7 protein-coding genes are annotated in these 10,813 nt (G+C 69.6%); 5 read left to right on the top strand and 2 right to left on the bottom strand.

Annotated elements, in window-relative coordinates; all coding sequences use genetic code 11:
* Positions 1–6: 6 nt before the first annotated feature.
* Both HZZ10_RS09955 and HZZ10_RS09950 read right to left on the bottom strand, forming a co-directional pair.
* Positions 7–1,254 carry an AGE family epimerase/isomerase gene (locus HZZ10_RS09955; protein WP_179913391.1) on the bottom strand — a complete coding sequence of 416 codons (1,248 nt, stop codon included), beginning with the start codon at positions 1,252–1,254 and terminating at the stop codon, positions 7–9.
* A gap of 9 nt (positions 1,255–1,263) precedes the next feature.
* Positions 1,264–2,592 (bottom strand): ROK family transcriptional regulator, encoded by a 1,329-nt coding sequence (locus HZZ10_RS09950; protein WP_179913390.1) that lies wholly within the window; start codon positions 2,590–2,592, stop codon positions 1,264–1,266.
* 333 nt (positions 2,593–2,925) lie between these two features.
* Here HZZ10_RS09950 and HZZ10_RS09945 point away from each other — a divergent pair, with 333 nt between their 5' ends.
* From HZZ10_RS09945 to nrdE, 5 genes are all read left to right on the top strand, one after another.
* Positions 2,926–5,466 (top strand): glycoside hydrolase family 2 protein, encoded by a 2,541-nt coding sequence (locus HZZ10_RS09945; RefSeq protein WP_179913389.1) that lies wholly within the window; start codon positions 2,926–2,928, stop codon positions 5,464–5,466.
* A 111-nt stretch (positions 5,467–5,577) separates the two neighbouring features.
* Positions 5,578–7,023, top strand: coding sequence for a GH1 family beta-glucosidase (locus tag HZZ10_RS09940; protein WP_179913388.1), 1,446 nt, complete (start codon positions 5,578–5,580; stop codon positions 7,021–7,023).
* A gap of 765 nt (positions 7,024–7,788) precedes the next feature.
* Positions 7,789–8,034: a glutaredoxin-like protein NrdH gene (gene nrdH / locus HZZ10_RS09935; protein WP_056136991.1), complete on the top strand. Its 246-nt coding sequence runs from the start codon at positions 7,789–7,791 to the stop codon at positions 8,032–8,034.
* 18 nt (positions 8,035–8,052) lie between these two features.
* On the top strand, positions 8,053–8,469 hold the full coding sequence (gene nrdI, locus HZZ10_RS09930; RefSeq protein ID WP_179913387.1) for a class Ib ribonucleoside-diphosphate reductase assembly flavoprotein NrdI: 417 nt from the start codon (positions 8,053–8,055) through the stop codon (positions 8,467–8,469).
* Positions 8,439–10,583 (top strand): class 1b ribonucleoside-diphosphate reductase subunit alpha, encoded by a 2,145-nt coding sequence (nrdE, locus tag HZZ10_RS09925; protein WP_056136996.1) that lies wholly within the window; start codon positions 8,439–8,441, stop codon positions 10,581–10,583. The genes nrdI and nrdE overlap by 31 nt, the downstream gene beginning before the upstream one ends.
* Positions 10,584–10,813: the final 230 nt, after the last annotated feature.

The raw sequence follows: 10,813 nt of genomic DNA, 5'->3' as shown, positions 1-10,813 counted from the left end.
GCAGCCTCAGCTGCGCAGCAGCCCGTCGCGCAGCGCGACCGAGAGCGACGGTGCCAGCGGGAGCTGGGGGAACAGCGTCGCCTGGAAGGCGTGGTAGATGTCGGGCTTGCCGGGCCAGACCTTCGCGGTCGGCGTGTTCGTCGCGTCGAGCTCGTGGTGCCACGATCCGTGCTCGCCGTCGAGGAACACCGCGGCCACGTGGTCCCACCAGCGCTCGTAGTCGGCGGCGTAGCGGGCCTCGCCCGTCGCCTTGAACAGGGACGCCGCAGCGCCCACGGCCTCGGCCGCGACCCAGTGCATGCGGGTCTCGACGACGGGCTCTCCGTCCCAGCCCGTCGTGTACACGAAGCCGTGGGCTCCCGGGGTGCTCTCGCGCCAGCCGTCGGCGACGGCGCGGGCGTAGAGCTCCTGCGCCGCAGGGACGAGCCAGTCGGGTGCGTCCGCGCCCAGCCCGGCCGACAGGTTGAGGAACAGCCGTGCCCACTCGATGCCGTGGCCGACAGTCGCGCCGTAGGGCTTGAAGGGGTCGTCCGGTGTGGCCTCGTTGAGGTCGGGCTGGGGCACCCAGGCCTCGTCGAAGTGCTCCGGGATCCGCCACCCGTTGCCGGGCGCCCACTCGACGCCCACGTACCGGGCGATCCCGAGGGCACGCTCGCGCCACCGGGCGTCACCTGTCACGTCGGCTGCGGCGAGCAGCGCCTCGACGGCGTGCATGTTCCCGTTGACACCCCTGTAGGGGTCGAGGGTCGACCACGACTCGTCCCACTCGTCCACGTGCAGACCTGTCTCGGCGTCGAAGAACCGCGTGTCCAGCACGTCGAGAGCGTCGTCGAGGAGCTCCTGCGCGCCGTCGAGCCCGGCCACCACACCCGTGCTCGCGGCCAGCACCACGAAGGCGTGCGCGTACCCGCTCTTGGTCGTGTCGACGGTCCCGTCGGCCGCGATCGAGGCGAACCAGCCGCCGTGCACGTCGTCGTGCAGCCGACCGCGCAGCGCGTCGAGGGCGGCCTGGGCGAGCGGCCGGTCCCCGGGGACGCCGAGCAGCGCACCCAGCCCGTAGACGTGCGCCATCCGGCAGGTGATCCAGGTGAAGACCCCGCGCTCGGCGTCGAGGGTCCCGTCGTCCGCCAGCCACCCGGCGCCGCCCTGTGGGCTGACGAACCCTGACCCGAAGGCGAGCAGGCTGCGGGCGTGCTCGTCGAGCCAGTCGAGGTGCGTGGGGGTGGTCAGCCAGCTGCTGGCAGGTGAGGTCATCGGTGACTCCTACGTCGACAGGGTGGAGATCTCGCTCAGCGGGGCGCTGGGGCGAGGCTGTGCAGGGGGTGCCAGCGTCGGCACGAGGTGGGACTGCAGCACGAGGGCCGCGCCGCCGACGGCCGGGGCGCTCGCGGCCGTCCGGGACAGCCGCACGTCGACGGGGTGGTCGCCCCGGGCGAAGAGTGCTGCGGACAAGAGGTCGCGGACGACGGGCAGGTAGACGTCGCCGGCCGCAGCGAGGCTGGCCCCCGAGAGGACGAGCATGCGGACGTCCAGCAGGTTCACGGTGTTGAGGGCGGCCGCGGCGACGTAGCGCGCCGAGCGGTCGAGGATCCTGCGCGCCTCGGGGTGACCGGCCGAGGCAGCAGCGGCGACGGCGGCGAAGGCCGTGACCACAGAGTCGTCCACGGTCGCGGGGTCGTCGGTGCGGCCGGCGTCCGCTGGCGCCCCGAGCTCTCCTGAGGGTGCTCCGTCTGCCTGTGCGATCCCGAGCTGGCGCGCGAGACCTGGGGAGGTACGCACCTCGGCCACGACGGCGGCCGGTCCCGCGAGGGCCTCGACGCAGCCCCGTGTGCCGCACCAGCACAGCGGCCCGTCGAGGTCGAGCGTGGTGTGGCCGATCTCCCCGGCGTTGCCGCTCGACCCTCGGTACGCGACACCGTCGAGGACGAGCCCGGCACCGAGCCCTGTGCCCATGTACAGGACGGCGAAGCTGCCCTCGGAGTCCGTCCCGCCCGACCAGTACTCGCCGACAGCCGAAGCCGTGGCGTCGTTCTCGAGCAGCACCGGCAGCCCGGTGAGCCGTCCGAGCTCGAGGGTGATCGGGTAGTCCGTCCAGGGCCGCATGCTCGGCGGGGTGCGGTGCATGCCTCCCGAGGAGGTGAGCGGGCCGGGGGCCACGACGCCGACGCCCAAGAGGCGCTCGCGGTCGACCCCGGCCTCGTCGACGAGCCTGTCGACCTCGGCTGCGACAGCCTCGAGGACAGCGGCAGGGTGCTCGGTCCCGGGGCCAGGACGGGTCGAGATCGCGACCGGGGTGCCGGTCAGGTCGGTCACCGTGCAGGTGATCGACGCGTGGTCGAGGTGGACGCCCGCGGCGTAGCGGGCTGTCGGCTCGAGCTCGAGCAGCACCCGTGGCTTGCCGCCCGTCGACTCCGCGCGGCCTATCTCGACCACGAGACCGTCGTCGATCAGTCGTCGTACGACGGTCGAGACTGTCGCGCCGGTGAGCCCTGTGACGCTCGTGAGCCCCACCCTGGAGATGGTCCCGGCGGCACGGATCGCGTCGACGACGGCGGAGGTGCTCGCCGTCCCGCCACGCTGTGCCTGAACCATGTCCGACTGCTCCGTCTCGGGTGGGCTGAACGGTCTTGAGCCCACTTTATTCGCTCTCCGAAGATTGTGGAAGGAGCATGTGCGGGCGAGCTGCGAGACGGTTCGTCAGGAAGGTTGACGAAGTCTCGCGAGGTGCCCCAGGATGGACTGGAGCCCGGCCCGTCCTGCCAGCACCGCCCCCCGACCCCTGACGCACCGGTGCGCCGCAGACGTCGGTCTGCCGCCCGCTGCCCCCGACCTCTCGCCGGCCTCTCGCCGACCTGCACCTCATCGAACCGAGCCGCCGACGTCTCGCGGCCCCACCGTCCTCTCGACCCAGGAGCCCACGCACAGATGACCAGCCAGACGCTGCACACAGGATGGACCCTGCGAGCCACGGGCGGCCCTGTGCCACCCGAGCTGACCTCCAGGCTCGTCGAGGACACCGTCCCTGCCCAGGTCCCCGGGACCTCCCACACCGCGCTGCTCGACGCCGGTCTGATCCCCGACCCGTACCTCGACCTCCACGAGACCGAGCTCGCGTGGATGCACCTGGTCGACTGGCGCTACGAGACGACCTTCACGTCGTCCCCTGCGGCAGACGGCGAGCAGCTCGAGCTCGTCTTCGACGGCCTCGACACCGTCGCGACGGTCACCCTCAACGGCACCGAGGTCGGGCGCACCGCGAACCAGCACCGCAGCTACAGGTTCGACGTCGCCGCTCTGGTGGTCGACGGCGAGAACCACCTGGTCGTCGACCTGCGCTCGGCGCTCACCCACGCCCGCGAGGTCGCCGACCAGATCGTGCTGCGTCCGCGCGCCTACGACCACCCCTTCAACATGGTCCGCAAGATGGCCTGCTCCTTCGGCTGGGACTGGGGCCCCGACCTCCAGACCGCAGGCATCTGGAAGGGCGTGCGCCTCGAGCGCTGGACCCTTGCGCACCTCGCCCAGGTCCGCCCGCTCGTGACCGTGGGCCCCGACGGGACCGGGCACGTCAACGTCCACGTCGACCTCGGACGGGGTGTCGACGACCGCCACCACGGCGACGTCATCCTCACGGCCACGCTCGCGGCCGCCCACGGGATCGGCGACCACGTCGCGACCGTGACGGTGGTCCCCGGCGAGCCCACCGCCGTCGTGCACCTCGAGGTCCCGGGCGCGCCTCTCTGGTGGCCCGTCGGCTACGGAGAGCACCCGCTCTTCGACCTCTCGCTCACCCTCGGGACGACCGACGGCGCGACTCTCGAGACCTACGAGCGGCGCATCGGCTTCCGCACCGTCGAGCTCGACACGACGCCCGACGACCAGGGCACGCCCTTCACGATCTCGGTCAACGGTCAGCCGGTCTTCGTCAAGGGTGCGAACTGGATCCCGGACGACCACCTGCTCACGCGGATCACCCGGGAGCGCCTCGAGCGGCGGGTCGACCAGGCCCTCGACGCCAACATGAACCTGCTGCGCGTGTGGGGCGGCGGCATCTACGAGACCGAGGACTTCTACGACGTCTGCGACGAGCGCGGCGTCATGGTGTGGCAGGACTTCCTGCTCGCCTGCGCCGCCTACCCCGAAGAAGAGCCGATCTGGTCCGAGATGGAGGCCGAGGCCCGCGAGAACGTCGCCCGCCTCACCCCGCACGCCTCGCTCGTGCTGTGGAACGGCGGCAACGAGAACCTCTGGGGCTACCTCGACTGGGGGTGGCAGCAGGATCTCGAGGGTCGCACGTGGGGCTTCCGCTACTACACCGAGCTGTTCCCGGCGATCGTCGCCGAGCTCGATCCGACCCGGCCCTACTGCGACGGCTCGCCCTACAGCCCGGGCTTCACGGCCGAGGTCGCCGGCGGTGCACCGGCCGTGCACCCCAACGACGCCGACCACGGCACCCGGCACGAGTGGGAGGTGTGGAACCGCGTCGACTACACCACGTACCGCGACCAGGTCCCGCGCTTCAGCTCCGAGTTCGGCTTCCAGGGTCCGCCGGCGTGGACGACCCTGACCCGGTCGATCCCCGAGGCGGCGCTCACCAAGGAGTCGCCCGAGTTCTTGCTCCACCAGAAGGCCGCCGACGGCAACCTCAAGCTCGACCGCGGCCTCGAGCCGCACCTGCCCACGCCGTCGGCCTTCGACGACTGGCACTGGACCACCCAGCTCAACCAGGCGCACGCCGTCCAGTACGGGATCGAGCACTACCGCTCGTACTGGCCGCGGACTGCCGGGTCGATCGTCTGGCAGCTCAACGACTGCTGGCCGGTGACCTCGTGGGCTGCGGTCGACGGCGACGAGCGCCCCAAGCCGCTGTTCTACGCCCTGCGCCACGCCTACGCGGACAGGCTGCTCACGGTCCAGCCGCGCGACGGCGTGCCCACGCTCGTGGTGGTCAACGACCACGCGGAGGCGTGGGACGGCCAGGTGACGCTGCGTCGCCTCGACGTGAGCGGCGCCGAGCAGGGTGCGGCCGAGCAGGTCTCGGTCTCCGTGCCCGCGCGCTCCGTGCACGAGGTGCCGCTCTCTGCTGCGCTGACGACCCCCGGGGATGCGACGCGTGAGGTGCTCGTCGCCGAGCTCGACGACGTCCGCGAGATCCACCTCTTCGCCGAGCCCAAGGACCTCGTGCTCGACCCGTCTGCGGTCGACGTGTCCTTCCGTGCGGTCGAGGGCGGTCTCGTGGTCGACGTCTCGGCGGCAACCCTTGCCCTGGACGTCTCGGTCCTCGCCGACCGCATCGTGCCCGACGGGGTGGTCGACGACATGCTCGTCTCGCTGCTCCCGGGGGAGGCGCACACCTTCCTCGTGTCGAGCGGGGCCGGGGTCTCTGCGGAGCGGGTCTCCGAGCTGGCCGCCGCGGACGTCGTCGCGTCCGTCGTGAGGTCCGTCAACAGCTGCGCGCGGTCCTGACCACCCGGGCCGGACGCCCCGACGAGGGGCGTCCGGCCCGACCTGGCCCCACCCGTATAAGGTCGGAGCGAAGCGCTTCGACGACGAGCGCCGCACACATCGAGGAGAGTCATGACCGCAGCAGGCACCGCCGCCCGCCAGTTCCCCGCAGACTTCGTCTGGGGCTCGGCGACGGCCTCGTACCAGATCGAGGGAGCAGCGACCGAGGGAGGCCGCGGCCCGTCCATCTGGGACACGTTCTCGCACACCCCCGGCAAGACGCTCAACGGCGACACCGGAGACCAGGCGGACGACCACTACCACCGCTGGGCCGAAGACGTGCAGCACATCAAGGACCTCGGCCTCGACGCCTACAGGTTCTCGATCTCGTGGTCACGCGTGCAGCCCGGCGGGACCGGTGAGTTCAACCCGGAGGGCATCGCCTTCTACTCCTCGCTCGTCGACGGCCTCATCGAGGCCGGCATCAAGCCTGTCGTGACGCTCTACCACTGGGACCTCCCGCAGGAGCTCGAGGACGAGGGGGGCTGGGCGAACCGTGCGACCGCCGAGGCCTTCGCGGTCTACGCCCGCCGCATGGCCGAAGAGCTCGGGGACCGGATCGACGTGTGGACGACCCTCAACGAGCCCTGGTGCTCGGCGTACCTCGGGTACGGCTCGGGCGTCCACGCCCCGGGACGCACCGAGCCTGCCGCGGCGCTCGCCGCGGTCCACCACCTCAACCTTGCCCACGGTCTCGCGGCCCTGGCGATCCGTGAGGTCCTCGGCGACGCCGCCAAGGTCTCGATCACGCTCAACCTGCACGTGATCCGCCCGGACGACGCCTCCTCGGCGGCCGACCTCGACGCCGTGCGGAAGATCGACGCCCTCGCCAACCGGGCCTTCCTCGGCCCGGTCCTCGACGGGGCGTACCCCGAGGACCTGCTCGCCGACACCGCGCACGTGACCGACTGGGGCTTCGTGCTCCCCGGCGACGGCAAGATCACCCGCCAGCGCCTCGACGTGCTCGGCGTCAACTACTACTCGACCGTCCGCGTCCGCCACTTCGAGGGGGACGGCGAGGCCGCGCAGAACGACGGGCACGGTGCGTCCGCGGCGTCTCCGTGGATCGGTGTGACCGACGTCGAGTTCATCCAGCAGCCGGGGCCGTACACGGCGATGGGCTGGAACATCGAGCCCGCGGGCATGACCGAGCTGCTGCTCACCGTCCGCGACGCCTACCCCGAGCAGCCGATGATGATCACCGAGAACGGCGCCGCCTTCTACGACGAGGTCTCCGAGGACGGCCGGGTGCACGACCCGCTGCGCGTGTCGTACCTGCACGACCACGTCGACGCCGTCGGCGCGGCGATCGACGCCGGGGCCGACGTCCGCGGGTACTTCGCGTGGTCGCTCCTCGACAACTTCGAGTGGGGCTACGGCTACGACCGCCGCTTCGGGATCATCCGCGTCGACTACGACACCTTCGAGCGCACCTGGAAGGACTCCGCCTACTGGTACCGGACCCTCGCGACGACGGGCACGCTGCCCGCTGTGGACGACATCCGCTACGAGGTCTGACCCGCCCGCGGGTGCCCCGAGGGGTGAGGTGCCCGCGAGGTCGCACCATCGCCCATGAGGTCGCACCTCTGACCGCGAGGTCGTACCCGTGCCGACGAGGTCGCACCTGTACCGACGAGGTCGTACGGACACGCCAGCTCCTGCTCCGGCAGGCGGCTGTACGGCGTGTCTGTGCGACCTCGTCGTCCGTGGTGCGACCTCGCGGGCGACACGCCGGTCGGGCGACACGCCGAGCGAGCCGGACACGCCGAGCGCGCGTTGCACGAGGACGCTTTTCACCCGCCGTCACGCGCCCCCGTGACAGCCGTCTCATCGTCGCTGTCCACCGCCCGTGGACGCCCGTCGTCCACAGGTGGTGGACAGCCTCCTTCGCGCTCGCCGACGGCTCCGGTGGACGGCCTCGGCGCGGGATGTCAGGGGTCCCGGGGATACTCGACAGGGTCGGTCGCACACCTCCCTGCGCAGTCGCACCGCGGGGGTGCCGGGGCCGTGACGGTTGTCCACACCGTCATCCACACCTGTGTGTCTCTCCCGACACGCAGCACCAGGTCTAGGGGTGGCTATCCGGTCGAGGCACTAGGTATAGTGGTTCCACGCCCAGCGCGCAGGACAGCACCACACTCCACGCGAGGGCTCAGACACCACAGCACGACACGCCACACAGCTCTGGGGAACCCGCCTTCTTGGCCGTCACCACTGCAGCGGCGGCACCGCACCACAGCACACTCCGGGCTTCCCCAGCCCCTCACCTCGAGGAGACTCCGCATGAGCATCACGGTCTACAGCAAGCCGGCGTGCGTCCAGTGCGACGCGACCTACCGAGCCCTCGACAAGAAGGGCATCGAGTACTCGATCGTCGACATCAGCGCAGACCCGGAAGCCCTCGAGATGGTCCGTGGCCTCGGCTACCTCCAGGCCCCCGTCGTGATCGCCGGCGACGAGCACTGGTCCGGGTTCCGCCCCGACCAGATCAACGCGCTCGCGGCCAAGGTCTCCGCGTCCGTCGCCTGACCCTTCAGGTCCCCTGACGTGGCCCGCCTCGTCTACTTCTCCAGCGCGTCGGAGAACACCCACAGGTTCGTCGAGAAGCTCGGTCTCGAGGCGCAGCGCATCCCGCTGCTGCCGAAGGACGAGTTCTTGCACGTCGACGAGCCCTACGTCTTGGTCGTCCCGACCTACGGCGGAGGCAACGACGGTGGGGCTGTGCCCCGCCAGGTCGTGAAGTTCCTCAACGACCAGCACAACCGGTCGCTCATCCGCGGCGTCATCGCCGCCGGAAACACCAACTTCGGCGAGGCCTACTGCCTCGCCGGCGCCATCGTCTCCCAGAAGTGCTCTGTGCCGTACCTGTACGGCTTCGAGCTCCTCGGGACGACCGAGGACGTTCTCCGCGTCCGCGAAGGATTGGAACAGTTTTGGCAACGACAGTCACGGAAATCGGCCTAGAGACCGAGCTCGACTACCACTCGCTCAACGCGATGCTCAACCTCTACGGACCGGACGGCGAGATCCAGTTCGACAAGGACCGTCAGGCTGCGCGCCAGTACTTCCTGCAGCACGTGAACCAGAACACGGTCTTCTTCCACAGCCTCGAGGAGAAGCTCGAGTACCTCGTCGAGAACAAGTACTACGAGCCCGAGATCCTCGCGAAGTACACCCCCGCCTTCACGAAGTCGCTCTTCGACCTCGCGTACTCCAAGAAGTTCCGCTTCGAGACCTTCCTCGGCGCCTTCAAGTACTACACCTCGTACACGCTCAAGACCTTCGACGGGAAGCGCTACCTCGAGCGCTTCGAAGACCGCGTCTGCATGGTCGCGCTGACCCTCGCCGACGGCGACGAGGCGACTGCCGTCAACATCGTCGAAGAGATCATCGCCGGGCGCTTCCAGCCCGCGACACCCACGTTCCTCAACTCGGGCAAGGCGCAGCGCGGCGAGGCCGTCTCCTGCTTCCTGCTGCGCATCGAGGACAACATGGAGTCGATCGCCCGCGGCATCAACTCCGCCCTCCAGCTGTCCAAGCGCGGCGGCGGAGTGGCCCTCCTGCTCAGCAACATCCGTGAGCACGGCGCGCCCATCAAGCACATCGAGAACCAGTCCTCGGGTGTCATCCCCGTGATGAAGCTCCTCGAAGACTCCTTCTCCTACGCCAACCAGCTCGGCGCGCGTCAGGGTGCCGGTGCTGTGTACCTGCACGCACACCACCCCGACATCATGCGGTTCCTCGACACCAAGCGTGAGAACGCCGACGAGAAGATCCGCATCAAGACGCTCTCGCTCGGTGTCGTCATCCCCGACATCACCTTCGAGCTCGCCCGCAAGAACGAGGACATGTACCTCTTCTCGCCGTACGACGTCGAGCGCGTCTACGGCAAGCCCTTCGCCGACGTCGCGATCTCCGAGACGTACCACGAGATGGTCGACGACGCCCGGATCCGCAAGACGAAGATCAAGGCCCGCGAGTTCTTCCAGACTCTCGCCGAGCTCCAGTTCGAGTCCGGCTACCCGTACGTCATGTTCGAAGACACCGTGAACGCTGCGAACCCCATCAAGGGCCGCATCACGCACTCGAACCTCTGCTCCGAGATCCTCCAGGTCTCGACGCCGTCGACGTACAACACCGACCTGTCCTACGACCACATCGGTCGTGACATCTCGTGCAACCTCGGCTCGCTCAACATCGCCAAGGCCATGGACTCGCCTGACTTCGCGAAGACCATCGACACCGCGATCCGTGCTCTCACGGCAGTCTCCGACCAGACGAGCATCGACTCCGTCCCGTCGATCCGCCGCGCCAACGAGTCCGGCCACGCGATCGGCCTTGGCCAGATGAACCTCCACGGCTATCTCGCCCGTGAGCGGGTCTTCTACGGCTCCGAAGAGGGCATCGACTTCACGAACATCTACTTCTACACGGTCGCCTTCCACGCGATCGCGGCGTCCAACCGCCTCGCGATCGAGCGCAAGCGCTACTTCGGCGGTTTCGAAGACTCCAAGTACGCGACCGGCGAGTACTTCGACAAGTACACCGACCAGGTGTGGGAGCCCGCGACACCTCGCGTCGCCGAGCTCTTCGCCGAGGCGGGCGTGCACATCCCGACTCAGCAGGACTGGGCCGAGCTCAAGGCCTCCGTCATGGAGCACGGCATCTACAACCAGAACCTCCAGGCCGTGCCGCCGACAGGCTCGATCAGCTACATCAACAACTCGACCTCCTCGATCCACCCCGTGGCCTCGAAGATCGAGATCCGCAAGGAAGGCAAGATCGGGCGCGTCTACTACCCGGCGCCGTACCTCACGAACGACAACCTGGAGTACTACCAGGACGCGTACGAGATCGGCTACGAGAAGATCATCGACACCTACGCCGCGGCGACACAGCACGTCGACCAGGGACTCTCGCTCACGCTGTTCTTCAAGGACACCGCGACGACGCGCGACGTGAACCGGGCGCAGATCTACGCGTGGCGCAAGGGGATCAAGACGCTGTACTACATCCGGTTGCGGCAGCTGGCTCTCGAGGGCACCGAGGTCGAGGGGTGCGTCTCCTGCATGCTGTGACGTCGTAGGTCTCGTCCGCGACTTCCGCGGGCGGGGTCTGCGATCGCAGGGTCGCAGGGCGTGCTGCCGGTAGAGGACCCGCTCGCACGGTCCGCGACTTCCGCGGGCGGGGCCTGCGATCGCCGGGCCGCGGGCGGCCTGCCAGGCCCACCACGATCGCAGACCCCGCCCGCTCCAGTCGCTCTGCGCTGCACGTCACCGTAGTGCGGCTGGGGTGGGCGTTGCGGGGT

The organism is Sanguibacter inulinus (assembly GCF_013415325.1).
GTDB lineage: Bacteria > Actinomycetota > Actinomycetes > Actinomycetales > Cellulomonadaceae > Sanguibacter > Sanguibacter inulinus.
This window is presented reverse-complemented; position numbering and strand designations above follow the sequence as displayed.

What these genes read in the sequence shown, in the direction of transcription:
- nrdH (WP_056136991.1), top strand. Translation starts at nt 7,789, where the DNA reads ATGAGCATCACGGTCTACAGCAAGCCGGCGTGCGTCCAGTGCGACGCG.
- HZZ10_RS09940 (WP_179913388.1), top strand. Translation starts at nt 5,578, where the DNA reads ATGACCGCAGCAGGCACCGCCGCCCGCCAGTTCCCCGCAGACTTCGTC.
- HZZ10_RS09945 (WP_179913389.1), top strand. Translation starts at nt 2,926, where the DNA reads ATGACCAGCCAGACGCTGCACACAGGATGGACCCTGCGAGCCACGGGC.
- HZZ10_RS09950 (WP_179913390.1), bottom strand. Translation starts at nt 2,592, where the DNA reads ATGGTTCAGGCACAGCGTGGCGGGACGGCGAGCACCTCCGCCGTCGTC.
- HZZ10_RS09955 (WP_179913391.1), bottom strand. Translation starts at nt 1,254, where the DNA reads ATGACCTCACCTGCCAGCAGCTGGCTGACCACCCCCACGCACCTCGAC.